At 67.7% G+C, this 25703-nt stretch carries 24 protein-coding genes; 16 read left to right on the top strand and 8 right to left on the bottom strand.

Annotated features, from left to right (window positions below; translation table 11 throughout):
* Positions 1-94 precede the first annotated feature (94 nt).
* Positions 95-1555: a serine/threonine-protein kinase gene (locus LRH25_RS07695; RefSeq protein WP_310733315.1), complete on the bottom strand. Its 1461-nt coding sequence runs from the start codon at positions 1553-1555 to the stop codon at positions 95-97.
* A gap of 178 nt (positions 1556-1733) precedes the next feature.
* On the opposite strand from LRH25_RS07695, the gene argS reads away from it, so the two are divergent.
* From argS to LRH25_RS07730, 7 genes are all read left to right on the top strand, one after another.
* On the top strand, positions 1734-3446 hold the full coding sequence (gene argS, locus LRH25_RS07700) for an arginine--tRNA ligase (protein ID WP_141287394.1): 1713 nt from the start codon (positions 1734-1736) through the stop codon (positions 3444-3446).
* Positions 3447-3477: 31 nt separating this feature from the next.
* Positions 3478-4215, top strand: coding sequence for an SPOR domain-containing protein (locus LRH25_RS07705; protein ID WP_231010604.1), 738 nt, complete (start codon positions 3478-3480; stop codon positions 4213-4215).
* A gap of 67 nt (positions 4216-4282) precedes the next feature.
* The gene (locus LRH25_RS07710) at positions 4283-4918 is read left to right on the top strand and encodes a thiol:disulfide interchange protein DsbA/DsbL (protein WP_231010605.1); all 636 of its coding nucleotides are present in this window, start codon (positions 4283-4285) and stop codon (positions 4916-4918) included.
* A gap of 153 nt (positions 4919-5071) precedes the next feature.
* Complete coding sequence (gene lptA / locus LRH25_RS07715) at positions 5072-5680, top strand: lipopolysaccharide transport periplasmic protein LptA (protein ID WP_170201017.1); 609 nt, start codon at positions 5072-5074, stop codon at positions 5678-5680.
* Between the two features lie 103 nt (positions 5681-5783).
* Positions 5784-6542, top strand: coding sequence for an LPS export ABC transporter ATP-binding protein (gene lptB / locus LRH25_RS07720; protein WP_211361523.1), 759 nt, complete (start codon positions 5784-5786; stop codon positions 6540-6542).
* A gap of 237 nt (positions 6543-6779) precedes the next feature.
* Positions 6780-8297 carry an RNA polymerase factor sigma-54 gene (locus tag LRH25_RS07725; protein WP_231010606.1) on the top strand — a complete coding sequence of 506 codons (1518 nt, stop codon included), beginning with the start codon at positions 6780-6782 and terminating at the stop codon, positions 8295-8297.
* Positions 8294-9646: a THUMP domain-containing class I SAM-dependent RNA methyltransferase gene (locus tag LRH25_RS07730; RefSeq protein ID WP_231010607.1), complete on the top strand. Its 1353-nt coding sequence runs from the start codon at positions 8294-8296 to the stop codon at positions 9644-9646. The genes LRH25_RS07725 and LRH25_RS07730 overlap by 4 nt, the downstream gene beginning before the upstream one ends.
* Here LRH25_RS07730 and LRH25_RS07735 read toward each other — a convergent pair.
* Positions 9643-10380: a 16S rRNA (uracil(1498)-N(3))-methyltransferase gene (locus LRH25_RS07735; RefSeq protein WP_231010608.1), complete on the bottom strand. Its 738-nt coding sequence runs from the start codon at positions 10378-10380 to the stop codon at positions 9643-9645. The two genes, LRH25_RS07730 and LRH25_RS07735, sit on opposite strands and share 4 nt — an antisense overlap.
* 76 nt (positions 10381-10456) lie before the next feature.
* On the opposite strand from LRH25_RS07735, the gene LRH25_RS07740 reads away from it, so the two are divergent.
* Positions 10457-10849, top strand: coding sequence for a VOC family protein (locus tag LRH25_RS07740; RefSeq protein WP_141291909.1), 393 nt, complete (start codon positions 10457-10459; stop codon positions 10847-10849).
* A gap of 169 nt (positions 10850-11018) precedes the next feature.
* Here the strand turns inward: LRH25_RS07740 and LRH25_RS07745 are convergent, their stop codons facing one another.
* From LRH25_RS07745 to LRH25_RS07765, 5 genes are all read right to left on the bottom strand, one after another.
* The gene (locus LRH25_RS07745) at positions 11019-11585 is read right to left on the bottom strand and encodes a hypothetical protein (RefSeq protein WP_231010609.1); all 567 of its coding nucleotides are present in this window, start codon (positions 11583-11585) and stop codon (positions 11019-11021) included.
* Positions 11586-11646: 61 nt separating this feature from the next.
* Positions 11647-13338, bottom strand: coding sequence for a long-chain-fatty-acid--CoA ligase (locus tag LRH25_RS07750; protein WP_141287713.1), 1692 nt, complete (start codon positions 13336-13338; stop codon positions 11647-11649).
* Positions 13339-13545: 207 nt separating this feature from the next.
* Positions 13546-14997 (bottom strand): NAD(P)(+) transhydrogenase (Re/Si-specific) subunit beta, encoded by a 1452-nt coding sequence (locus LRH25_RS07755; RefSeq protein ID WP_141287714.1) that lies wholly within the window; start codon positions 14995-14997, stop codon positions 13546-13548.
* A complete protein-coding gene (locus LRH25_RS07760) occupies positions 14997-15314 on the bottom strand; it encodes an NAD(P) transhydrogenase subunit alpha part 2 (protein WP_141287715.1) in 318 nt (105 codons plus the stop codon). The genes LRH25_RS07755 and LRH25_RS07760 overlap by 1 nt, the downstream gene beginning before the upstream one ends.
* A gap of 22 nt (positions 15315-15336) precedes the next feature.
* Positions 15337-16479, bottom strand: coding sequence for an NAD(P) transhydrogenase subunit alpha (locus LRH25_RS07765; protein ID WP_141287716.1), 1143 nt, complete (start codon positions 16477-16479; stop codon positions 15337-15339).
* A gap of 202 nt (positions 16480-16681) precedes the next feature.
* On the opposite strand from LRH25_RS07765, the gene LRH25_RS07770 reads away from it, so the two are divergent.
* The 4 genes from LRH25_RS07770 to LRH25_RS07785 all read left to right on the top strand — a co-directional run bounded on the left by LRH25_RS07770 (position 16682) and on the right by LRH25_RS07785 (position 20180).
* On the top strand, positions 16682-17182 hold the full coding sequence (locus tag LRH25_RS07770; protein ID WP_141287717.1) for an NUDIX hydrolase: 501 nt from the start codon (positions 16682-16684) through the stop codon (positions 17180-17182).
* Between the two features lie 33 nt (positions 17183-17215).
* Positions 17216-18328 (top strand): tRNA 2-thiouridine(34) synthase MnmA, encoded by a 1113-nt coding sequence (mnmA, locus tag LRH25_RS07775; RefSeq protein WP_141287718.1) that lies wholly within the window; start codon positions 17216-17218, stop codon positions 18326-18328.
* A gap of 101 nt (positions 18329-18429) precedes the next feature.
* Positions 18430-18822, top strand: coding sequence for a helix-turn-helix domain-containing protein (locus LRH25_RS07780; RefSeq protein ID WP_231010610.1), 393 nt, complete (start codon positions 18430-18432; stop codon positions 18820-18822).
* A 176-nt stretch (positions 18823-18998) separates the two neighbouring features.
* Entirely contained in the window at positions 18999-20180 is a 1182-nt protein-coding gene (locus tag LRH25_RS07785) for a type II toxin-antitoxin system HipA family toxin (protein WP_231010611.1), read from the top strand.
* Positions 20181-20226: 46 nt separating this feature from the next.
* Here LRH25_RS07785 and LRH25_RS07790 read toward each other — a convergent pair whose 3' ends face one another.
* Positions 20227-20808 carry a thioredoxin fold domain-containing protein gene (locus LRH25_RS07790; protein ID WP_141287720.1) on the bottom strand — a complete coding sequence of 194 codons (582 nt, stop codon included), beginning with the start codon at positions 20806-20808 and terminating at the stop codon, positions 20227-20229.
* A 230-nt stretch (positions 20809-21038) separates the two neighbouring features.
* Between LRH25_RS07790 and LRH25_RS07795 the strand changes: the two genes are divergently transcribed.
* The 4 genes from LRH25_RS07795 (at position 21039) to LRH25_RS07810 (ending at position 25685) form a co-directional block, all read left to right on the top strand.
* Positions 21039-22382 carry an efflux RND transporter periplasmic adaptor subunit gene (locus tag LRH25_RS07795; RefSeq protein WP_231010612.1) on the top strand — a complete coding sequence of 448 codons (1344 nt, stop codon included), beginning with the start codon at positions 21039-21041 and terminating at the stop codon, positions 22380-22382.
* Positions 22383-22385: 3 nt separating this feature from the next.
* Entirely contained in the window at positions 22386-23108 is a 723-nt protein-coding gene (locus LRH25_RS07800; RefSeq protein ID WP_141288234.1) for an ABC transporter ATP-binding protein, read from the top strand.
* Between the two features lie 137 nt (positions 23109-23245).
* Positions 23246-24403 carry an ABC transporter permease gene (locus LRH25_RS07805; RefSeq protein ID WP_141288235.1) on the top strand — a complete coding sequence of 386 codons (1158 nt, stop codon included), beginning with the start codon at positions 23246-23248 and terminating at the stop codon, positions 24401-24403.
* A 109-nt stretch (positions 24404-24512) separates the two neighbouring features.
* Positions 24513-25685, top strand: coding sequence for an ABC transporter permease (locus tag LRH25_RS07810; RefSeq protein WP_141288236.1), 1173 nt, complete (start codon positions 24513-24515; stop codon positions 25683-25685).
* Positions 25686-25703: the final 18 nt, after the last annotated feature.

The raw sequence follows: 25703 nt of genomic DNA on the forward strand, positions 1-25703 counted from the left end.
GTGCCCGAACAGCCAGGGCCTCCTCGCCCTGACGTCGCGATTCAACGCCAACTCTGCGCGGCGGTGCACAGCGGCCGGAAAAATATTCGTCAACTCAGAGGATGCGCCGCGGATGGTCCAGTGCCTCGTGCGCGGCATGCAACCGCCGCACCAGCACGCGGATGAAGCCGCGGTCGAAGCGGTGGCGGGTGGGTGGGCTGAGCTGGTCCAGCGATTCGGGCGTGAACGAGACGGTGGTGCAGGCCTGGGTGGTGACGATGTCGGCACTGCGCTGGCGCAGCTCGGAGCTGGGGGCGAGGTAGGCCATTTCGCCGACGGAGGTGCCGGGGCCCAGTGTGGCGACGACCTGGCTGTTGCGGCGGATCTCGACTTCGCCCTGGGCAATGATGTGGAAGCGGCGGCCTTCCTGGCCGGCGCGGCCGATGTGGTGGCCCAGCGGGAAGCGCTGCCAGCGGGCCCGGTGCACGACTTCCCACAGCTCGGCGTCGCCAAAGTCGGTGAAAAAGTCCAGCGTGCGCAGCAGGTTGAAGCGTTCGGAATCAAGCACACGCTGCAGGGGGCCGCGCGGCACTTCGTTGTGGGTGATCAGGCCGGACAGCGCCTCGGCGAATGCTTCCCAGGTGGCGGGGCGGTCCGCGGGCTTTTTCTGCAGGGCGCCACGGATCACCTGGTCCAGCGCTTCGGTCACGCCGTCGCGGCAGCCCATCAGCGAAGGCGGCTCGGCCTTCCAGATCTGTTGCAGCAGCGCGCCCTGGTGCTCGGCCTCGAATGGCGGGCGGCCGGCCACCAGGTGGTAGAGCAGTGCGGCCAGCGAATACATGTCGGCACGGCAGTCCAGCTCGGCGCCGTCCAGCTGTTCGGGCGACATGTAGGCCAGCGAGCCGACACGGTGCACCTGTGTCTCGTCGGCCGTCATGTTCAGCGCGCTGCCGAAGTCGGTGACCTTCAGGTCGATGATGTCGTTGCCGTCCACCACCACCAGGATGTTGGCCGGCTTCACGTCGCGGTGGATCACGCCCTGGCGGTAGACGTAGTTCAGCGCCATCGCGCACTTGAAGCCGACTTCCACCACCTGCTCCAGCGACAGCAGGCGCTCGGGCGAGCAGAAGTGCTTCAGCGTCAGGCCGGGCACGTAATCCATCACCAGGTAGGGCGCGACCGGATCGTCGACCGCGTCGAGGATGCGCACCACGTTCGGATGGTTCAGCCTGCCCACCAGCGCGGCCTCAGCGGCGAAGAAGCGCTCTGAGAAGCGCCGCTCCAGCGCGGTCGCCTGAGGGCCGGGGCGCACGCGCTTGACGGCCACCTCGCGCTTGTGGAACAGGTCCTGCGCGAGAAAGACTTCGCTGGTCGCACCAGTGCCCAGCCTGGCCAGCACCGGGTACTTGCCGATGGCCTCGGGCAGGTCGCGGGGCGGCATCGCCAGCGTGATGTCGGGCTGCGAAGGCGAGGACGAGGTGCTCGCCGAGCCGCCGCCACGCGCGCTGGTCCGGGACGAGGTGCGGGTGGCCGAGGTCGACGAAGCGCGCGGCGAGGATCGCGAAGAGGTGCTCAAGACAGGCAGGCGAGAAAGGGTGGGGGGCGGCCTTGGCGCACAGCACCACCCGAGCCTGCACTGTGCACCTTCGCGCCAACGCCAATCCGTCGATCAGCCCGCTGCCAGCCGGGCTTTTCGCTGCCGCCCCGGGGGCCGGCGCCGGGCGCGGCAGGCCCCGAACCGTAGAATCCCGCCCATGATCCAAGCCAAGGCAGAGCTCCAGTCCGCGCTGGCCGCTGCGGTCGCGCAACTGGCGCCCGACACCGCCCTCGTCCCCCAATTCGAATCGCCCAAGCAGGCCGCCCATGGCGACCTGGCGATCACCGCTGCGATGCAGCTGGCCAAGCCGATGCGCGCCAACCCGCGCGCGGTGGCCGAACAGCTGATTGCGCTGCTGAACCAGCAGCCGGCCTTCCAGCGCTGGGTCAGCGCACTGGAAATCGCCGGCCCCGGCTTCATCAACCTGCGCCTGGCGCCGGCGGCCAAGCAGGCCGTGGTGGCCGAGGTGCTGGCCGCGCCGGAGCAGTTCGGTCGCCAGCCGGCCAACGGCAAGAAGCTGATGGTGGAGTTCGTCTCGGCCAACCCGACCGGGCCGCTGCACGTGGGCCACGCCCGTCAGGGCGCGCTGGGCGACAGCCTGTGCCACCTGTTCCAGACGCAGGGCTTCGACGTCACCCGCGAGTTCTATTACAACGACGCGGGCGTGCAGATCGCCACGCTGGCGCACAGCACCCAGCTGCGCATCAAGGGCTTCAAGCCAGGCGACGATTGCTGGCCCACCGATCCGGACAACCCGGAGAGCAAGAAGTTCTACAACGGCGAATACATCGCCGACATCGCGGCCGACTTCCTGGCCAAGAAGACGGTGAAGGCCGACGACCGCGAGTTCACAGCGTCGGGTGACCCGGAAGACCTGGACAGCATCCGCCAGTTCGCGGTGGCCTACCTGCGCCACGAGCAGGACCTGGACCTGCAGGCCTTTGGCGTGAAGTTCGACAGTTACTACCTGGAAACCAGCCTCTACAGCTCGGGCCGGGTGGACGACACGGTCGCCCGGCTGCAGGCCGCCGGCGTGACCTACGAGCAAGACGGCGCGCTGTGGCTGCGCAGCACCGACTACGGCGACGACAAGGACCGCGTGATGCGCAAGTCCGACGGTTCGTACACCTACTTCGTGCCCGATGTGGCCTACCACGTGGCCAAGTTCGAGCGTGGCTTCACCAAGGCCATCAACTGCCAGGGCACCGACCACCACGGCACCATCGCCCGGGTGCGCGCCGGCCTGCAGGCCGTGGGCGCCGGCATCCCGCAGGGCTACCCAGACTACGTGCTCAACACCATGGTGCGCGTGATGCGCGATGGGGCCGAGGTCAAGATCGGCAAGCGCGCTGGCGGTTACATCACGCTGCGCGACCTGATTGAGTGGACCAGCCGGGACGCGGTGCGCTTCTTCCTGATCAGCCGCAAGGCGGACACGGAGTTCACCTTCGACATCGACCTTGCGCTCAAGCAGAACGACGAGAACCCGGTGTTCTACGTGCAGTACGCCCATGCCCGCATCAGCAAGGTGCTGCGCGACTGGGTGGGCGAGCACGGCGGCGACCTGGCCACGCTGCCGCAGGCCGACCTGTCGCTGCTGACTGCGCCCTCGGAAGCTGCGCTGATGCTGAAGCTGGCCGAATACCCCCAGATGCTGACCGGCGCCGCGGCGGACCTGGCGCCGCACGACGTGGCCTTCTACCTGCGCGACCTGGCCTCGGCCTTCCACAGCTACTATGCGGCCGAGCGATTTTTCGTCGACGGCAATGCGGCGCTGACCCAGGCCCGGCTGGCGCTGCTGGCCGCGACCCGCCAGGTGCTGCGCAATGCGCTGGCCTTGCTCGGCGTGAGCGCGCCGGAGTCGATGTGACATGGACGTTGCGCGAGCAGCAGGAGTTGGCATGAATCGAGTTGGCGGCGTCCGTCGGGCGCAGCGCGGTGGCTTTTTGCTGGGCCTGATCATCGGCCTGCTGGTGGGCCTGGCGGTGGCGCTGGGCGTGGCGCTCTACATCGCCAAGGTGCCGGTACCCTTTGTCGACAAGGTCGGCCACCGCAGCGCCGAGCAGGACGCGGCCGAAAACGAAAAGCTCAAGAGCTGGGACCCGAATGCCGGCCTGGTCGGCAAGCAGGTGCCGCGCCCGGCGATGGCGCCTTCGGCCGCTGCTGCGGGCAATGCCGACAACGGCAGCGATCCCGCCGCGCCCGCCTTGCGCCCGGCCACGCCAGCGCAGTTGCCAGCCGTGGCGGCCTCACGCCCGCAGGCAGTCACCGGCACCGCCCCGACACCCGGGACCACCACGCCAGCGCCCGCCGCAGCCACCAAACCGGCGCGTGACCCGGCCGCCATCCTGGCTGGCGAGCCCTCGCCCGCCCCGGCGGCCACCGGGCCGGAGGCCTTCACCTACTTCGTGCAGGCAGGCGCCTTCTCCAGCGCCAACGACGCTGAGCAGCAGCGCGCCAAGCTGGCGATCCAGGGCCTGGTCGCCAAGGTCAGCGAGCGCGAGCAGTCCGGCCGCACGGTGTATCGCGTGCGCCTGGGCCCCTATGCCAACCGCGACGAGGCCGAGCGCGTTCAGGAGCGGCTGACCGCCGTCGGCGCCGAATCGGCGCTGGTGCGTGTGGAGCGCAGCAAGCAGTGAGGCTGCTGGCTGTGGTCGCATCCAACCCTTCCCCTTTTTCATCTTCTCCTCTGCGAGGACTGTTGGCATGAGCTTGAATCGGCGAGATTTTTCGGTGGCGGTCGCTGGCCTGGCCACGCTGGGTGCTGCCCATGCCCAGGGCGCCCCGGTCGAAGGCAAGGACTACCAGAAGCTGTCGCCGCCGGTGCCGGTGGCGAGTTCCGGCAAGGTCGAGGTGGTGGAGTTCTTCTGGTACGGCTGCCCGCACTGCAACGCGCTGGAGCCCTACCTCAACCAGTGGCTGGCCAAGCTGCCGCCGGACGTCTCGTTCCATCGCATCCATGTCGGCTTCACGCCGGTCCATGCGTATCACCTGAAACTGTTCTACGCGCTGGAAGCCATGGGCGTGGAGGAGCAGTACCACAGCAAGGTGTTCGCGGCGATGCACGTCGCCCACCAGCGCCTGGGCCAGGACAGCGAGATCCTGGCCTGGGCCAGCAGCGTCGGCCTGGATGGCGCCAAGCTGGTGTCCTTCATGAACTCGTTTTCGGTGGCCGGCAAGCTGCCGCAGGCCAAGCAACTGACTGCCGCCTATCATGTGGAAGGCGTGCCGACCTTCGGCGTGCAGGGCCGCTACATCACCTCGCCAGCGATGGTGGGCAGCGAGACCGGCGTGTTCAACGTGCTGAATGCGCTGATCGCAACGGTCCGCAAACAAGGCTGAGGCAGGCCCCGGGGCGCGCCGCGTCCATGCGCGTAGCGCGGCCGGCGCGGGGTTGCAAGCCGGGTGCGCAAGTCCGCACGAAATGATGGGATGAAGCCAGTTTCGGCGCGCAACTGAGGCATAGAATGGCCTGCAAGTTTCATGCCGAAATCCATGCCAGTTCGCATTTCGCCATCCCCTGTTCACCTGTTCCACAGTCTGCTGTCCACCTTGGCGCTGGCCGCCGCCATGCTTCCCTGGCAAGCCGCGCAGGCCGAAAAGGCTGACCGCAACAAGCAGATAGTGGTCGAGAGCGACGGCAAGCAGGCCGCCTCGGTGGACCTGGCCAAAAAGCTCACCATCCTCACCGGAAACGTCACCATCACCCAGGGCACGCTGCTGATCAAGGCTGAACGGGTCGAAGTGCGCGAGCCGCAGCCCGGCTTCTTCACCGCGGTGGCCTTTGCCCCGGCGGGTGGCGCGGCCAGCTTCCGCCAGAAGCGCGATGTGGCGGACCAGTACGTTGAAGGCCAGGCCGAGCGCATCGAATACGACGGCGCGGCCGAGAAGGTGCATTTCATCGGCAATGCCCAGCTGCGCAGCCTGCGCGGCACCGAAGTGGCCGACCGCGCCAACGCCTCCACCATCGTCTATGACCAGCGCGCCGACACGGTGGTGCTGGCCGGCGGCGGCACCGCCACACCCGGCCTGGAGCAAGGCCGCGTGCGCATGATCTTCTCGCCGCAGCCGGCTTCGGCGCCGGCCAGCGGGGCTGCGCCATGAGCCCGCTGGGCCGTCCCAAGGGCGAAACCGGGGCACGCAGTGCGGAGGCAGTCCTGTGAGCGAGATCGCCACCCCTGAGACGACCACGCCGCCAGCGCCACCTCTGACGCCGCCCGTCGCCGCCTGCCGCCTGGTCGCCTCCGGCCTGCGCAAGACCTACGGTGCCCGCACCGTCGTCAAGAACGTGCACCTGTCGGTCGCGGCTGGCGAAGTCGTCGGCCTGCTGGGCCCCAACGGCGCCGGCAAGACCACGACCTTCTACATGGTGGTCGGCCTGGTGCGCTGCGACGCCGGCCGGATCCTGATCGACGACGTGCCGATCGAGCGCCTGCCCATCCACCACCGCGCGCGGCTGGGCCTGTCCTACCTGCCGCAGGAAGCCTCGATCTTCCGCAAGCTGACGGTCGACGAGAACATCCGCGCGGTGCTGGAGCTGCAGGTCGATGCCAAGGGCAAGGCGCTGAAGGCCGATGTGATCCAGCAGCAGCTCGACACCTTGCTGGCCGACCTGAGCCTGACCAGCCTGCGCGAATCGCCGGCCCCGGCGCTGTCCGGCGGCGAGCGGCGGCGCGTGGAGATTGCCCGTGCGCTGGCCACCCAGCCGCGCTTCATCCTGCTGGACGAGCCGTTTGCCGGCGTCGACCCGATCGCGGTGATCGAGATCCAGCGCATCATCAGTTTCCTGAAGGCGCGTGGCATTGGCGTGCTGATCACCGACCACAACGTGCGCGAGACGCTGGGCATCTGCGATCGCGCCTACATCATCAGCCAGGGCGACGTGCTCGCCGAAGGCACGCCCGCCCAGATCATCGAGAACCCGGACGTGCGCCGGGTCTACCTCGGCGAACATTTCCGGATGTGAGATGTCGGCCCCCCGGTTCACCTTCGGTGCCCCGGCCCCCCGAGGGGGCCGCGAGGCCGCTTGGGAGCGGCCCGGCACGGCCTCGCGTTGTGTGTCGGTCCCCCGGTTCACCTGCGGTACGCCGGCCCTCCGAGGGGGCCGCGAGGCCGCTTGGGAGCGGGCCGGCACGGCCTCGCCGGAATTCAGCTCTTTGTTCACCCGCCGTGCCCTGCGTGCGCTTCCCGAGGTTGTTGTCAGATGAAGCCCACCCTACAGGTCCGCCTGTCGCAGCACCTGGCGCTCACGCCGCAGCTGCAGCAGTCCATTCGCCTGTTGCAGCTCTCCACGCTGGAGCTGCACCAGGAAGTCGAGCAGATGCTCGAACAGAACCCTTTCCTCGAACCCGAGGAAGACGCCAACCCGTTTGAATTCGGCCCGGCCGAGCGCGCCACCAGCTCGCAGAAGGAAGAGAGCGACTCGGCTGGCGCCACCGTGGGCGAAGGCGGCGACGAGCCCGCGGCGATGGACGGCGCCGCCGACTTCGGCACCACCGAGCGCGACGATTGGGAAAACGGCACCGAGCGCGACGACTTCGACGGCATCCGCGAGACGCCCTCTGCCGGCACCTCCGGCAGCGGCGGCGACGAAGACTTCGAGCCGCAGGAGCGCGGCGGCAGCGGCCCGTCGCTGCAGGACCATTTGCGCGTTCAGCTCTCGGGCATGCGCCTGTCGCCGACCGACGCTGCCGCGGTGATGGTGCTGATTGAGTCGCTGGACGAAGACGGTTACCTCGACGGCACGCTGGAAGACATCGCCGAACGCCTGGCCGATTCGCTGGAGATGGGCGATGAGGAACAGCGCGAGAACCTGCTGGACCAGCTGCGCTGCGGCCTGCACTGGCTGCAGAGCATGGAGCCCACGGGCGTGGGCGCGCGCAACCTGTCCGAATGCCTGGCGCTGCAGCTGCGCCACCGCCCGGCCTGCGCCGCGCGGGACTGCGCGCTGGCCATCTGCCGCGACCAGCTGGAGCTGCTGGCCCGGCGCGACATGAAGAAGCTGGCCGCCGCGACCGGGTTCGACGAAGCCACGGTCAAGCTGGCGCAAGGCCTGATCGTCGCCTGCGAGCCCAAGCCCGGCCGGCCGTTTGCCAAGGCCGAGGCGCTGATCGTGATCCCGGACGTCATCGTCGTGAAGTCCGGGCGCAACTGGAAGGCCTCGCTGAACCCGGACGTGATGCCCAAGCTGCGCGTGTCCGACCTCTACGCCCAGGCCATCCGCGGCCAGCGTGGCGGTGGCAACCTGTCGGCCCGGCTGCAGGAAGCGCGCTGGTTCATCCGCAACATCCAGCAGCGCTTCGACACCATCCTGCGTGTCAGCCAGGCCATCGTCGAGCGGCAGAAGAACTTCTTCACCCATGGCGAGATCGCGATGAAGCCGCTGGTGCTGCGCGAGATCGCCGATGAACTCGGCCTGCACGAGTCCACCATCTCGCGCGTGACCACCGCCAAGTACATGTCCACGCCCTCGGGCACCTTCGAGCTGAAGTATTTCTTCGGCTCGTCGCTGAACACCGATGCGGGCGGCAACGCTTCCAGCACGGCAGTGCGGGCGCTGATCAAGCAGTTCGTCGCCGCCGAAAGCACCGTCAAACCCTTGTCGGACAGCCAGATTGCCGACATGCTGGAAGAGCAGGGCATCCAGGTCGCGCGGCGCACCGTCGCCAAGTATCGCGAAGCACTGAAGATTGCTCCGGCCAACCTGCGCAAGGCGCTATGAATTCGAATCCACCTTCCGCGGCACCCGGCGCTCCCCGCCGCGTGGCGCGCGCTGGCGCTGGCGCGCCGCGTCCGGCCGCACCCACGCTGGCCCAGCTGTTCCTGCCCTGCTCCGCCGGCACCGAGCCCTGGCTGGTCGATGAATGCCAGCGGCTGCTGCCGCCGGGCACCGTGGTCGAAGCCGGCCGCGGTGGTGTCTACGTGGACGGAGGCCCCGAACACGCGATGCGGCTCAACATCGGCAGCCGGCTCGCGCAGCGCGTGCTGTGGCAGGTGGCCGCCGGCCCCTATCGGGACGAGCACGACCTCTACGACCTGGCGCGCAGCGTGCGCTGGGACGCCTGGATCACGCCGCGCGAAACCCTGCGGGTGGACGCCTCGGCCTGGCGCTCACCGCTGCAAAGCCTGAATTTCGCGTCGCTGCGCATCAAGGACGCCGTCTGCGACCAGCTGCGCGAGCTGACCGGCGAACGCCCGAGTGTCGACACCCGCTACCCGGACCTGGCGCTGGTGCTGCACGTCGGCCCCGAGCAGGCCAGCCTCAGCGTGGACCTGTCCGGCGAAGCGCTGTTCAAGCGCGGCTGGCGCGAAGCCAAGGGCGAAGCCCCGCTGAAGGAGACGCTGGCCGCGTCCATGTTGGCCGCTGCCGGCTGGCAGGGCCGCGAAGAAGACGGTGGCCTGCTGGACCCGTGCTGCGGCGCCGGCACCATCGCCATCGAAGCCGCGCAGATTGCCTGCGGCATCGCGCCCGGCATGCTGCGCCGCTTCGCCTTCGAGAAGCTGCTGCCGTTCCGCGAGCACCTGAACATGCTGCGCCACCTGCGCGAAGAAGCCCAGTCCCTGGTGCACGCGCCGAGCGTGCCGATCTGGACCGGTGATGTCTCCTTCCGCATGACCGACTTCGCCACCCGCAATGCCGAGCGCGCCGGTGTGGCCCACGCGATCGAATTCAAGACGGCCGACGCGCTGCAGCGCCCGGCCCCGGCCGACCACGGCACGCTGCTGATGAACCCGCCCTACGGCGAGCGCATCGCGCCCAAGGGCGCGGGGCAGCGCCACGTCTACCAGGCCGGCCCGAACAGTCGCGCCGAGCCGGAGACGATCCAGGGCGAAGCCTTCGAAGGCGCGGCCGACGCCAGCGACTTCTACCGCCGCCTGGCCGCCCACTGGAAAGCCCACTACAGCGGCTGGACCGCCTGGGTGCTCACGCCAGAAGCCAAGCTGCCCAGCCTGCTGCGCCTGAAGGAAAGCCGCCGCGTGCCGATGTGGAATGGCCCGATCGAGTGCCGCATGTTCCGCTTCGACATGGTGGCCGGCTCGGCGCGGCAGGACGCCGCGCCCGCGGCCTAAAGCCCCAGCAGCGCCAGCGCCGCCAGCGGCGCGGTGTCCGCCCGCAGCACGCGGGCCCCCAGGCTTTGCGTGACGAAGCCGCGGGCGCGCGCCAGCGCTTCTTCGCGCTCGTCCAGCCCGCCTTCGGGGCCGCTGAGCAGGCAGAGGGACGTGATCGCCGCAGCCGTCTCGGCCAGCATGCGTGGCGTGCGGGCGTCTTCGGCGAAGCTCAGCAGCAGGCGTTGTGAATCGTCTGCCAAGGTGGCGGGCAGGGTGCCCAGCCAGTTGTCCAGCGTACGGATGGGTTCGACCTGCGGCACGACGGTGCGGCCGCTTTGTTCGGCTGCCGCCACCGCCACGCCTTGCCAATGCGCGCGGCGCTTGTCGGCCCGTTCGCCGCTGAGCTTGAGCACCGAGCGGGCGCATTGCAGCGGCTGGATCGCCGCCGCGCCCAGCTCGGTGGCTTTTTCGATCAGCGCGTCCATGCGCTCGTTGGCCGGCATGCCGATGGCCAGCGTCACGCGGCGCGCCAATTCGCGCTGCACCGGGTCGTGCACACCCACGCGCAGGTCCACGTCGTGCCGGCCCATGCGCGTGATCTCGGCGGCCCATTCGCCGCCCTGGCCATTGAAGACGGTCAGCGGGTCACCCGGCTGCAGCCGCAGCACCTGCACATGGCGCGAGGCTTCGGGTGGCAAGGTCAGCTCGGCACTTTCGGCGAGCGGGGCATCGAGGTAGAGACGGAGAACGGCCATGCCGCCAGTGTGCCGCAGCGGCGCAGCGTTTCACCTCGTGTAGGCTTGGCCTGCTCACGGCGCTCAAGGAAACCGCATGTCCCTCAAGACAAAGCCAGGTGCTGTCATCTTCGCCAAGCAGCTCGAACGCATGGCGACCTTTTATTCAGAAGTCCTGCTGTTGCCGGTCACGCATGCAGACGGGGACCACATGGTGCTGGAATCTGATGTGTTCCAGCTGGTGATGCACGCGATCCCCAGGCAGATTGCCGACACCATTGCCATCAGCGATCCGCCCGCCATTCGGGAAGAGACGCCGATCAAGCTGTTCTTCCCGGTGGCCAGCCTGGCGGATGCGCGGGCCAGGGCCGCCTTGCGAGGCGGGCAGCTGAACCCGAGCAGCCATGAGTGGACAGCGCGCGGCTTTCGGGCCTGCGACGGCCACGACCCCGAGGGCAATGTGCTGCAGCTGCGCGAGCCGGCGCCTTGACCGGCGCGGCTCAGTGCCCGAAGTACGCCGGCCGGTCCACGCGCTGGCAGTGCGCGCGGGGGACACGCTGCTGAACACCGGCGGGGCGACCAGCAGGCCAGCGGCCTGACGCCGTTTTCGTCCCAGCCGCGGCAGCAATCTGCTTTGGCGCTCGCCTGAGCCGCCTGCTTCAGGCGCTGCGCAAGGCGCCGTAGAAGCGCTTGACGGCCGCCATGCCGTGGTCGTCGCGCAACTGTTCGGCAAAGCGCAGCGCCAGGGTCTGCAGCTCCGGCAGCCCGCCGCACTTTTCGACTTCCAGCACGAAGCGGTAGCCGCGCATCAGGCCCAGCTGGGCCTTGCCTTGCGAAGTCAGCACGTCATAGAGACCGGTGTAGGTGGCATCCCGGATGGCCTGCTGCACGCGGGCCCAGAAGGCGCTGGCGTTGTCGTCATCAGCGGCCGCTTCGGCAACCGCTGCCGGCGCGGGGGCTGCAGCGCCGGCGTGCGCGCCAGCCTTGGCTGGCGGCGGCGCCACCGCGGCTGCACCGCCGGTCTGGCCCGCCAAAGCAATGAAGCCTGCGGCCAGCAGCTGCGCCAGGTCGGCTTCGCTCACGCCGTTGACGGCCTGCAGCCAATAGCTGTCAGGCTTGCTGTCGTTGATCACCAGCAGCAGGTTGCGCACCGGCCGGCTGAGGCTGGCCGCCTTGGTCTGGATCTCTGCCAGGCCGGCAGGGGTCTTCACATAGTGAATGCTCATCACGGGACCTGCTGCGGGCCCCTGGCCCGCCCAACGACGTTATGGACAGCCTTGCCCGTCTTCAGCGGGCTGTGGCTGGCGTGGGCTTGTCGCGCAATTCGCGGCGCAGCACCTTGCCTACCGGAGTCTTCGGCAGGTCTGTGCGGAATTCAATCACACGTGGCCGTTTGTAACCGGTCAAATTCGCTTCGCACCAGTGGCGCACGTCGGCTTCGGTCAATGCCGGGTCTTTTTTCACGATCACGACCTTCACCGCCTCGCCGGCTTTTTCGTCCGCCACGCCTACCGCAGCGCATTCCAGCACGCCAGCCATCTGGGTGATCACGTCTTCGATCTCGTTCGGGTACACGTTGAAACCCGAGACCAGGATCATGTCCTTCTTGCGGTCGACGATGCGGAAGTAGCCGCGCTCGTCCATCACGCCCACGTCGCCGGTGCGGAAGAAGCCGTCGGCCGTCATGACCTTGGCGGTTTCGTCCGGCCGCTGCCAGTAGCCGGCCATCACCTGCGGGCCACGGATCGCGATCTCGCCGGCCTGGCCATTCGGCACGGTGTTGCCGTCATCGTCCAGCAGCGCCAGCTCGGTGTTGGGCACCGGCAGGCCTATCGTGCCGGTGTAGGCCGCCACGTCCACCGGGTTGCACGAGGCCACCGGCGAGGTTTCCGAAAGGCCGTAGCCCTCGCAGATCGGGCAGCCGGTCTTCTCCAGCCACAGCCGCGCCGTTGCCTGCTGCACCGCCATGCCGCCGCCCACCGAGATCTTCAGGTGGCTCCAGTCCACCTTGTCGAAGTCCGGGTGGTTGGCCAGCGCGTTGAAGAGGGTGTTGACCGCCGGGAAGCTGTGGAAACGCTCGTTCGACAGCTCCTTGAGCACGCTGGGCAGGTCGCGCGGGTTGGCCAGCAGGATGCCGCAGCCGCCCATGCGCAGGCCCAGCATCATGTTCGTGTTGAAGCCGAAGATGTGATAGAGCGGCAGCGCGCAGATGGTGACCAGCTGCTCGCCGGCCGGCACCTTGCCGAGCGCCGGCTGGTACCAGGCTTCGGACTGCAGCACATTGGCCACCAGGTTGCGGTGCAGCAGCACCGCGCCCTTGCTCACGCCGGTGGTGCCGCCGGTGTACTGCAGCACCGCGATGTCGTCCGGCCCGACGGCGGGCGCGGTGAAGGTCTTGTTGCGGCCGGCGGCAATCGCGTCGTTGAAGCGCAGTGCCTTGGGCAGCTCGAACGGCGGCACCAGCTTCTTGGCCTTGCGCACCACGTAGTTGACGATGGCGCCCTTCAGGAAGCCCAGCGTGTCGCCCATCGCGGCCAGGATCACGTGCTGGATCGGCGCGGCGGCCTGCACTGCCTGGTAGGTGTGGGCGAAGTTCTCCAGGATGATCAGGCCCTTGGCGCCCGAGTCCTTCAGCTGGTGCTCCAGCTCGCGTGGCGTGTAGAGCGGGTTGACGTTGACCACCACCATGCCGGCCCGCAGGATGCCGGCCACCGCGACCGGGTACTGCGGCACGTTGGGCATCATCACCGCGATGCGGTCGCCACGCTGCAGGCCGCTGGCCTGCAGGTAGGCCGCAAAGGCACGCGAAAGCTCGTCGATCTGGGAGAAGCTGTAGCTCTTGCCCATGAACTTGTAGGCGGGCAAGCGGCTGTATTTCTGGAAGCTCTCTTCCAGCAGCGCCACCAGCGAAGGATAGACATCCGTCTTGACCTCGGCCGGCACGCCTGCGGGATATTGCTTCAACCAGACTTTTTCCATCCAGAACTCCATGTCCAACCCCCTATTTTGTCCTGCGCCGCTGCGCTGCAGCATCGGTGGATTCGATAGCGCAGGAGAACACGCGGGCCGGGGCTTGCCCGCGGGTCTTGGCAAATGCCTGTCCTGGCTTGCAAGTGCTGTGCGCACTGCGCGGCCCGGTCAGCAAAAAGCCGGGCAATGCCCGGCCGTTGAGGTGAGCGGCCGGGTCTACTCGATGGCCTTCACCATGTCTTCGACGACCTTCTTCGCATCGCCGAACACCATCATCGTCTTGTCCATGTAGAACAGCTCATTGTCCAGCCCTGCGTAGCCGGCCGCCATCGAGCGCTTGTTGACGATGATGGTCTTGGCCTTGTAGGCCTCCAGGATGGGCATGCCGTAGATCGGCGAGCCCTTGGTCAGCGCCGCGGGGTTCACCACGTCGTTGGCGCCCAGGATGATGGCCACGTCGGCCTGGCCGAACTCGCCGTTGATGTCTTCCATCTCGAAGACCTGGTCATACGGCACCTCGGCCTCGGCCAGCAGCACGTTCATGTGGCCCGGCATGCGCCCGGCAACAGGGTGGATGGCGTACTTCACCGTGATGCCCTTCTCGGTCAGCTTCGCGGCCAGTTCCTTCACCGCATGCTGCGCGCGGGCCACCGCCAGGCCGTAGCCCGGCACGATGACCACCGTCTCGGCATTGCCCAGCACAAAGGCCGCGTCGTCGGCGCTGCCGCTCTTCACGCTGCGCTGCACGGCGCTGCCGGCTGCGGCCGCAGTGGCATCGCCCCCAAAGCCGCCCAGGATCACGTTGAAGAACGAGCGGTTCATCGCCTTGCACATGATGTAGCTCAGGATCGCGCCCGAGCTGCCCACCAGCGAGCCGGCAATGATCAACATCGAGTTGTCCAGCGAGAAGCCGATGCCGGCGGCCGCCCAGCCCGAGTAGCTGTTGAGCATCGAGACGACCACCGGCATGTCGGCGCCGCCGATGGGGATGATGATCAGCACGCCCATCAGGATGCCCAGCGCGCAGATCAGCGCGAAGTCCAGCGTGCTCTGCGAGTGCCAGAAGCCGAACATGAAGAACAGCGAGGCCAGGCCCAGCGCCAGGTTCAGCCAGTGCTGGCCGGCAAAGGTCACCGGCGCACCCTGGAACAGGCGGAACTTGTACTTGCCGCTGAGCTTGCCGAACGCGATCACCGAGCCCGAGAAGGTCACCGCGCCGATGAAGGCGCCCAGCGCCAGTTCGATGCGGTTGCCACCAGGGATCGGCGGCACGGTGCCGTCGGCGGCCTTGGCGACGATGCGGAAGGCATACGGCTCGGCGACGACGGTGGCTGCGATGAACACTGCCGCCAGGCCGATCATGCTGTGCATGAAGGCCACCAGCTCCGGCATCTTGGTCATCTCGACCCGCTTGGCCATGATGGACCCGGCGCTGCCGCCGACCACCAGGCCCAGCAGCACCCAGCACAGGCCGGCGGTGGCCGACAGGCCGGCATCGCCCGCCAGCTTGAAGATCAGCGCCGCGGTGGTGAGCACCGCGATCGTCATGCCGGTCATGCCGAACAGGTTGCCGCGGATCGACGTGGTGGGATGGCTCAGGCCTTTCAAGGCCTGGATGAAGCAGACGCTCGCAATGAGGTACAGCAATGTCACCAAGTTCATGCTCATCACGCGCCCTCCTTCGCCGGCGCCTTGCGCTCTTTCTTCTTGAACATCTCCAGCATGCGCCGCGTGACCAGGAAGCCACCGAAGACGTTCACCGCGGCCAGCGCCACGGCGATCACGCCCATCGTCTTGCCGGCCGGGGTTTCGGTGAGCGCCGCGGCCAGCATCGCGCCGACGATGACGATGGCCGAGATCGCGTTGGTCACCGCCATCAGTGGCGTGTGCAGTGCAGGGGTCACGGTCCAGACCACGTGGTAGCCGACATAGATGGCCAGCACAAAGATGATCAGGTTGGTGAGGGTGGGGGAAATGACGTCCATGGGTGTTCTCCTCGCAGGCCGCTCAGACTTTTTTGACTTCGCCGTTCTGGGTCATCAGGCACGCGGCCACGATGTCGTCGTCCAGCGGCACCTGGAAGCCCGCTTCCTTGGTCAGCACCAGCTTCAGGAAGTCCAGCACGTTGCGGGCGTACAGCGCGCTCGCATCGGCCGCCACCAGCGCCGGCAGGTTGGTTTCGCCGATGAGGGTCACGCCGTGTTTCATCACGGTCTTGCCGGCTTCGGTCAGCGGGCAGTTGCCGCCTGCTTCACCATTCGGGCCGTTGGGGCCCTTGCCGGCCGCGATGTCGACGATCACCGAGCCCGGCTTCATCGCCTTGACCATCTCCTCGGTGATCAGCACCGGCGCGGCGCGGCCGGGGATCAGCGCGGTCGAGATCACCACGTCGGCCGCAGCCACGCGCTTGGCCACTTCGACCTGCTGGCGCGCGAGCCACGAAGGCGGCATCGGCCTGGCATAACCGCCCACGCCGACCGCGGCTTCCTTCTCCTCGGCCGTCTCGTAGGCCACATCGATGAACTTGGCGCCCAGCGACTCGACCTGCTCCTTCACCGAAGGCCGCACGTCTGACGCCTCGATCACCGCGCCCAGCCGCTTGGCCGTGGCAATCGCCTGCAGCCCGGCCACACCCACGCCCAGGATGACGACACGCGCGGCCTTCACGGTGCCGGCTGCCGTCATCAGCATCGGGAAGAAGCGCTGGTACTGGTTGGCCGCCATCATCACGGCCTTGTAGCCGGCGATGTTGGCCTGCGAGGACAGCACGTCCATGCTTTGCGCACGTGTCGTGCGCGGCGCGGCTTCCAGCGCGAAGCTGGTCACGCCTGCGGCGGCGATCTGCGCCAGGCCGGCCTTGTCGAAGGGGTTCAGCATGCCAACCAGTGCGGCGCCCGGCTTCATCAGCCCCAGTTCTTCCTGCGAGGGCCGCTGCACCTTGAGCACCAGCTCGGCACCAAAGGCGGCATTGCGGTCGACGATGGTGGCGCCGGCCGCTTCATAAGCCACGTCCGTCACGCTGGCAGCCAGGCCCGCGCCGGACTGCACGTTCACCGCATGGCCCTGGGCCACGAACTTCTTCGTCGTTTCGGGCGTCACGGCGACGCGCGTCTCCCCCGCTGCTGTCTCAAGCGGTACACCAATCAGCATGGATCTCTCCTCTCCAACGCCTGGAATCTGTGCAGCGGCCGAAGTGGGTTCCTTGCCTGCCTGCTGCTTGCTCTGACATTCAGCTTACAGGAGATAAGGAGAGGCGCCGGCATGCGAAAGACGTGGGTGTCGCGCGCTCGCCGCGAGGCCCCCTAGAACCCGTTGCCGCACGTGTCGCGGAGCCGCCGGATACCATCGCGCCATGCCTGAAGACCGCTGGAAACCAAGCGTCACCGTGGCCGCCATCATCGAGCGTGAAGGCCGCTACCTGCTGGTCGAGGAACACACCTCGCAAGGCCTGCAACTGAACAACCCTGCCGGCCACCTGGAGCCCGGCGAATCGCTGCCCGAAGCGGTCGCCCGCGAAGCCCTGGAAGAGACCGCCTGCCCCTTCGTGCCAGAGGCATTGGTGGGCGTCTACCTGGCCCGCCTGGTGCATGCGCGCACTGGCGAAGACATCCACTACCTGCGCTTCGCTTTTTGCGGCGCGGTGGGCGAGCCCGAGCCTGGCCGCGCGCTGGACGAACCGGTCGTGCGCACCCTCTGGTTGACGCTAGAAGAGGTGCGCGAAAGCGCCACCCGCCACCGCAGCCCGCTGGTGCTGCAGTGCATTGAAGAACACGCCGCTGGCCGGCGCTTTCCGATGGACACGCTGGTCACTCATGAAAGCGTGCAGCGGCTGGGGCCATTGCTGCACAAATAAGCACGACCGTTCGATCTTTTTACAATACGAAATATGACGCCACAACGTGTGGTCGTCGGCCTGTCCGGCGGCGTCGATTCCGCGGTCTCCGCCTGGCTTCTGAAACAGCAAGGCCACGAGGTCGTCGGCATCTTCATGAAAAACTGGGAAGACGATGACGACAGCGAATACTGTTCATCCAACATCGACTTCGTCGACGCCGCCGCGGTGGCCGACGTGATCGGCATCGAGATCGAGCACGTCAACTTCGCCGCCGACTACAAGGACCGCGTCTTCGCCGAATTCCTGCGCGAGTACCAGGCCGGCCGCACGCCCAACCCCGACGTGCTCTGCAACGCAGAGATCAAGTTCAAGGCCTTCCTGGACCACGCGATGCGCCTGGGCGCCGAGAAGATCGCCACCGGGCACTACGCGCGGGTTCGCGAGGTCAATGGTCAGCATCAGCTTCTCAAGGGGCTTGACCCGCTGAAGGACCAGAGCTACTTCCTGCACCGCCTGAACCAGGCCCAGCTGTCCAGGACGCTGTTCCCGGTTGGCGAGCTGCCCAAGACCGAGGTGCGCCGCCTGGCCGAGGAAATCGGCCTGCCCAACGCAAAGAAGAAGGACTCCACCGGCATCTGCTTCATCGGTGAGCGCCCCTTCCGCGAGTTCCTGAACCGCTACCTCAACCACGCCCCCGGCCCGATCCTGGACGACCGCGGCCGCAAGCTGGGCGAACACGTGGGCCTGAGCTTCTACACGCTGGGCCAGCGCCAGGGCCTGGGCATCGGCGGGGTGAAGGATGGAAGGAGGCTCGCCACCAGCGAGCACCTGCCCTGGTACGTCGCCCGCAAGGACCTCGAGCGCAACACGCTTTACGTCGTGCAAGGCCACGAACACCCCTGGCTGCAGTACCGCAGCCTGGTGGCCGCCGATACCAGCTGGGTCGCCGGCGCTGCGCCCACCGCCGGCCAGCTAGGCGCCAAGGCCCGCTACCGCCAAGCCGATGCCGCCTGCACCCTGGCCGAAGGCGCCGGCACCGGTTTCGCGCTGAACTTCAGCGAGGCCCAATGGGCCGTCACCCCGGGCCAGTCCGCCGTGCTGTACGACGGCGAGGTTTGCCTGGGGGGCGGGGTGATTGCGAGTGCGGAGTTGATGGCGGGCTGATCCGGTTTGGGGCGTAGCTCGACGAATGCTCGTTAAATCGAGCATTAATGACGTGCAGCTCGATTTAACGAGCAATCTGGTGGAAAAGCCGCCAGCTCGCTATGATGTTCGTCAAATCGAGGATTGATCTCTTAATGCTCGATTTAACGAGCATGAAAGTCGCCCAATCCACTGTTTTATCCGAAAGCCAGTTGGCCCAAAGTGCCGAACTCGGGCAGCGTTTGGCCCGGCTGCGGCTGGCACGTAAGGTCAAGCAGACCGACGCCGCATTGCGCGCTGGTTTGTCTCGCAACACCGTCTACCGGCTCGAAAAAGGCGATCCAGGCCTGGCCATTGGCCAGGTGCTTCGTTACTTGGAAGCCATTGCCCCCGGCAGCACGCTGGCCGATCTGATGACCGAGGCCGATCCCGCGCTGGCTGCGCTGCAGGTGCGCGAACGCTCCAGGCGCGTGCGCGACCTGAGCGCTGCCGAACTGGAAGCGCTGAACTTCTGAACTCTCAGACGATGGCCGCCCGCGAATCCAGACTCACGGCCTTCATGCACCTGGATACCGCTTGGGCGCCGTGCGGTCAACTGCTGCTGACCGAGGAGGGCGACCGTCTGCTTGCGTCCCGCTTTGCTTACGGGTTGAACTACCTCAGACGCAACGATGCCCAGGAAGTCGACCCCGTGAGCCTCGGCATCTCGGACCGGGCGGCGGTGCTGGGCAAGCAGTTGTTGCCGGTCCGGAACCTGTCATTTTTCGGCGGCATCCGGGATGCGGCACCCGACGCATGGGGCCGGCGCGTGATCGAGGCCAAGCTCAAGGTGCCGGCCAACAGCTTGCCCGAGTCGCAGTACCTGCTGCATGCTGGCAGCGAGCGGGTCGGCGCGCTGGACATTCGCAGTGGCCTCGACCAGGGCCCGGCCGCAGGGGTTGGCGGATGGCACACGCTGGCGCACTTGCTGGAGGCGGCTGATCGCATCGAGGAAGGGCAGCCCGTGCCCGCAAACTTGGAAGCCATTTTCATGGCCGGTACAGCGCTTGGCGGCGCGCGGCCCAAGGCTTCCGTGCGGGACGGAGCGGGTGTGCTCTGGCTGGCCAAGTTTGCCAGCACGCACGACAGCTTCGACGTGCCCGGCATCGAATGCGCCGCCCTGCAATTGGCAGGTGCCGCAGGGCTGAATGTGCCCCCGGTGCGGACGCTGATGCTGGGCCAGCGCCGCATCATGCTGATCCGTCGCTTCGACCGCTTCTGGGCCGCGCCGGGTACTGCCGTGGATGCCAAAGACGACCTCCTGGCAACGACTCCCGGCGAAGACCGAGCCGAACATCGCATGGCCTTCGTCAGCGGGCTCACCATGCTGGCCTGCGACGAAACCGAGTCACGCACCAAGGCCTATGCCGACCTGGCCGAGGCGGTGCGGCGCCACTGCCACCCCAGCGTGATCCGCCAGGACAACGAAGAACTGTTCAAGCGCATGGTCTACAACATCCTCGTCAGCAACGACGACGATCATCTGCGCAACCATGGCTTTGTCTGGGACGCACGGCTGCCGGGCTGGCGGCTCAGTCCGCTGTACGACGTGCTGCCACGCGCCAGCCTCTCGACCGAGCGCTTCCTGCACCTCGGCGTTGGCCCGCAAGGCCGCCTTGCCACGCTGGACAACGCGCTCGCTTCGCATCCCAGGTTCACGCTGTCACAGGCCCGGGCAAGTGAATTGATGGCCCAGGTGTGGCGCGCAACCCGCCAGTGGCGCGTCGCCTTTGAGTCCTCGGGCGTCTCGGACCTGGAGCAGAACAAGATCGCCCCGGCCTTTCGCCACATCGACGACGTCTCCGCGCCAGGTTTGCGCAAGCTGCTGCCTTGACCCACGAAACGCGGGCCGATTTCAGCAGGCCTCAGCCCTTGCCGCTTTACAGCCCCACCATGCCTGCCAGCTGCGCCGTCTCCAGCGCCCCCGTCTGGCTGCCGTATTCGCCGGTCTTGCTGTTGCGGAAGACGATCAGCGGCACGCTGTCCACGCCCATTTGATCGAACAAAGCCATGTTGGCCTTGACCTTGGCGAGCACGGCGTCGCCCGCGTTGGGGTTCACTTCGATGCCGCCCTGGCGTGCCATCAGCCGGGTTTCGTTCAGCTCCATCGCGGCGACCGGGTCGGTGGCGGCGAGGATGGTGGCGCCCTGGGTGAGCGACTGCGGGCGCAGGTAGGGCACCGGCACCCAGACCATCTTCAGCTTGCCGTGCAGCGGCTTGGACTGTTCCCACAGGTGGCCGCAGTGCGGGCAGGTGGTGTCGAAGTAGACGTAGACGGTGTTGGCCGCCATCACCGGGCCGACGGTGAAGCCCTGGGCCTTGGCCGACAGCTCGTAGGCCTGCTGCGGGTTGAGCTTGGTGGCCGAAGGCGCTGCGGCCTGGGCCGGCTTCTCGCTGCAGGCGGCCAGGCCGGCGGCCAGCAGCATGCTCGAGGTCTTGAGGGCGAAGTGTCGACGGTTCACTGCGATGTCCTTGGGAAAACGGATGGAAATGGCGCGCTGCCGCGGCTGTGACTGCTGCTGCAAGATTTGGTTTCAACGATTATCCGCAGGCTTTGGCTGACCCGCCGCCGGGCGGCTGCCTCGGGCCGACGAACGGCGCGCATGACGGCGGCGTGACTTTCGCGCTCCCGCTCCCATGGCATGCTCGCAGTTCCGCCTTCGTGGCTGACGCAGCGCATGCTGCCCGTTCCATGGCCGATGCTCAAGCCCCGCTGACGAACGACCCCACGGCTGCCAAGACGCCGACATCCGCGCCCGCCGCGGCACGGCTTGCCGGGCTGAAGATCCAGCGTGGCGGTCCGCAGGGTGGCCGTCGCAGGCGGCGGCGCTGGCCCGCAGCGGTGGCGGTGATCGTTGCGGCCGGCGTGTTCTGGCTGGTGCTGGTGCCGCGGCGGGCCGAAGTGCAGGTCACGCCGGTGCAGACGGCCTATGCCTCGCAGCAATACCAGCAGCTGGCCGCCTCCGGCTACGTGGTGGCGCAGCGCAGGGCCGCGGTCGCCTCCAAGGCCACGGGCCGGCTGATGGAGCTGACGGTGCGCGAAGGCAGCGTGCTGAAGAAGGGCGACCTGATCGCCAGGGTCGACGCCAGCGACGTGGCGGCCAACCTCGTCGTCAGCCAGGCCGGTGCGCGCCAGGCAGAGGCCGCGCACAAGCAGGCCGAGGCCGCGCTCACACTGGCCCAGGTCCAGCAGGCCAATGCCGACGATGACCTCAAGCGCGTGCAGGGCCTGGCTGCGCAGAGCTTCGTCTCGGCCCAGGCCGTGGACGCTGCGCTGACCAAATCCCGCGCCGCCCAGGCCAACACCGCCGCCGCTCGCGCCGCGGTGGAAACCGCCCGCGCCGCCATTGGCCAGGCCCGCGCGCAAGTCCAGGTGCAGCAGGTCAACCGCGACTCCACCGACATCCGCGCCCCGTTCGACGGCGTGGTGCTGGTCAAGAACGCCAACGTCGGCGACCTGATCACGCCCTTCTCCAACGCCTCCGGCACCTCGGCCGCAGTGGTCACCATGGCCGACATGGGCACGCTGGAGGTCGAGGCCGACGTGTCCGAATCCAGCGTCGCCAAGGTCAAGCCGGACCAGCCGGTCGAGATCACGCTGGACGCCATTCCCGACACCCGCTTCCGCGGCAGCGTCGCCCGCATCGTGCCCACGGTGGACCGCGCCAAGGCCACGGTGATGACCAAGATCCGCTTCGAGCAGCTGGACCCGCGCGTGCTGCCCGAGATGAGCGCCAAGGTCACCTTCCTGTCGCAGGCCGTCAGCGCCGAGCAGCAAAAGCCGCTGCAGGCGGTCAACCCCAAGGCCATTGCCGAGCGCGACGGCAAGCAGGTCGTCTTCCGCATTGGCGAGGGCGATCAGGTCGAGGCCGTGCCCGTCACGCCCGGCCGCCAGCTCGGCGAGCTGCGCGAGGTGGGCGGCAGTGGCGGCGCCAGCGGCCTGAAGACCGGTGACAAGCTGGTGCTCTCGCCGCCCGAGAAGCTGCAGGCGGGGCAGAAGGTCAAGCTGGTCACCGCGGCGCCGGGTACGAAGTAAGCCATGAGCGACCCGTCACATGACATCGCAGGCCATGCCGCCGCGCCGCTGATCCGCATCCGCTCGCTGTCCAAGGCCTACCGGCGCGCCGGCCAGGCCATCCCGGTGCTGCTGGACATCCACCTGGACGTGATGGCCGGCGAATTCGTCGCGCTGATGGGCCCTTCGGGCTCGGGCAAGAGCACGCTGCTGAACCTGATCGCCGGCATTGACCAGCCCAGCAGCGGCACCATCGAAATCGGTGGCGTGGACATTGCCACCCTCAGCGAAGGCGAGCTGGCCGACTGGCGCGCCGCCAACGTCGGCTTCATCTTCCAGTTCTACAACCTGCTGCCGGTGCTCACCGCGTTCGAGAACGTCGAGCTGCCGCTGCTGCTCACCTCGCTGTCGGCCCGCGAGCGCGGCGAGCGGGTGGACGCGGTGCTGGACATGGTCGGCCTGACCGACCGCGCCGACCACTACCCCAACGAACTCTCCGGCGGCCAGCAGCAGCGCGTGGCGATTGCCCGCGCGCTGGTGACCGACCCCGCGCTGATCGTCGCCGACGAACCCACCGGTGACCTGGACCGCACGACAGGCGGCGAAGTGCTGGCGCTGATGGACGCGCTGGTGCGCGACCTCGGCAAGACCATCGTGATGGTCACGCACGACCCGAAGGCCGCCGCGCGTGCGCAGCGCATGGTGCACCTTGAAAAGGGTGTGCTGGTCGATGAGGTGACTGAATGACCCACCCCCGAGCGCCTGCGGCGCTCCCCCTCAAGGGGGCGCAACCAGCGGCCCGGCAAAGCCGGATCCGCGGCTGCCGCTGGGTTGAGTCTTCGCATCGCCTGCCGGGCGTCGGCATGCCGCGTGGGACGCATTGAATGTTCTTGCTCAAGCTCCTGTTGCGCAACGCCTTCCGCCACAAGCTGCGAACGGCGCTGACCATCGTCGGCCTGGTCGTTGCCGTCAGCGCGTTCGGCCTGCTGCGCACGCTGATCGGCGCCTGGTATGCCGGCGTGGAGGCCAGCTCCAGCACGCGGCTGGTCTCGCGCAGCGCCATCTCGCTGACCTTCTCGCTGCCCATCAGCTACGCCCAGCGCATGAAGGCCATTGACGGCGTGACGACCATCAGCTGGGCCAACTGGTTCGGCGGCATCTACCAGAGCGAGCGCAACTTCTTCCCGCAGTTCGCGGTGCATGCCGAAACCTACCTGAAGCTCTACCCCGAATACGTGCTCAAGGAAGAAGAGAAGATCGCCTTCCTGAAGGACAGGCAGGGCGCCATCGTCGGCCGCAAGCTGGCCGAGACCTACGGCTGGAAGATCGGCGACCAGATTCCCCTGCGCGGCACCATCTACCCCGGCACCTGGACCTTCACGCTGCGCGGCATCTGGGACGGCGCCGAGAAGAAGACCGACGAAGGCCAGATGCTGTTCCACTACGAGACCATCAACGAGTTCATCCGCAAGCGCGCGCCGCTGCGGGCTGACAACACAGGCGCCTTCATCCTCGGCATCGACCAGCCGCAGAACGCCGCGCTCATCGCCCGCGCGGTCGACGCCGAGTTCAAGAACTCGCTGGCCGAAACCCTCACCGAAACCGAAGCCGCCTTCCAGCTCAGCTTCGTCTCGATGAGCGAAACCATCCTCGCCGCGATCCAGGCCGTCAGCTACATCATCGTCGTCATCATCATGGCGGTGATGGCCAACACCATGACCATGACCGCCCGCGAGCGCCTGGCCGAATACGCCACGCTCAAGGCCCTGGGCTTCTCGCCCGGTTTTGTCGTCAAGCTGCTGTTCGGCGAAAGCCTGGTCATCTGCCTGATCGGCGGCCTGCTGGGCGTGCTCGTCACCTTCCCCGCGGTGCATGCCATTGCCAAGGTGCTCGGCTCCTTCCTGCCCGCCTTCGAGATCACCGCGCTGACCATGGGCCAGCAAATGCTCGCCGCACTGATCGTCGGCGTGGTCGCCGCCGCTTGGCCCGCCTGGCGCATGAGCCGGATCGACATCGTGCAGGGCCTGCGCCATGTGGGGTAACGGCACACCCGGCCGCGGCGTACCGCGTCCACCCTCCGAGAGGGTGCTCAGGCCGCTTGGGAGCGGCCCGGCGCCGGCCTGAGCCCGCCGCCTTCACGGTTGCGATCAAATGAAACAGATACCTCTGAGCTACATTGCCCGGAACCTGTGGGTGCGGCGTGTGACCACGCTGCTCACCGCCGGCGGCATGGCGCTGGTCGTCTACACCTTCGCCACCGTGCTGATGATGAGCGAAGGCATCCGCGCCACGCTGGTCGCCACCGGCCGGCCGGACAACGTCATTGCGCTGCGCCGCGGCGCCGGTGCCGAGATCAACAGCGGCGTGGACCGGGCCCAGGCCAACCTGCTGGCCACGCTGCCGGACCTGGCCATCGGCCTGGACGGCCTGCCCATGATCAGCAAGGAAATGGTGGTGCTCAACTCGCTGCCCAAGCGCGGCAGCGGCACGCCCAGCAACGTCAGCATGCGCGGCACCGGGCCCACTGGCCTCGCGCTGCGCCCGCAGGTCAAGCTGATGGCCGGCCGCTTCTTCCGGCCCGGCACGGCCGAGATCGTCGTCGGCAAGGCCGTCGCCACGGGCTTCGAAGGCACGCAGCTCGGCCAGCGCCTGCGCTTTGGTGGGCGCGACTGGGAGATCGTCGGCGTGATGGACGGCGCCCACACCGCCTTCGACAGCGAGATATGGGGCGATGCCGAACTGATGATGCAGGCCTTCCGCCGTAACGCCTTCTCTATCGTGCTGTTCCGCCTGTCAGACCCGGCCGGCGGCCTGGCCCATGTGCAGTCCCAGCTCACTGGCGACCCCCGTGTCACCGTCGAGCTCAAGCCAGAGATCCGCTTCTACGAGGAGCAGAGCGAAGCCCTGGTCAAGTTCATCACCATCCTCGGCACGGCGCTGTCCATCATCTTCAGCATCGGCGCCATCGTCGGCGCCATGATCACCATGTTCGCCGCCGTCGCCCAGCGCACCGGCGAGATCGGCACTCTGCGCGCACTCGGCTTCCGCCGCGGCACCGTGCTCATCGCCTTCCTGGCTGAGAGCCTGCTGCTCAGCCTGGTCGGCGGCCTCATCGGCCTGGCCGGCGCCAGCCTGATGCAAACCGTCAACATCAGCACCACCAACTTCCAGACCTTCGCCGAACTGGCGTTTCAGTTCAAGCTGACGCCCGGCATCGCCGTGCAGACGCTGGTCTTCGCCCTCTTCATGGGCTTCATCGGCGGGTTCATCCCGGCTTGGCGGGCGGCGAGGTTGAAGATTGTGGATTGCTTGCGGGCGGCGTAATCTGTCTGATCAGCCCAC

This window comes from Ideonella azotifigens (assembly GCF_021043325.1).
GTDB lineage: Bacteria > Pseudomonadota > Gammaproteobacteria > Burkholderiales > Burkholderiaceae_C > Ideonella > Ideonella azotifigens.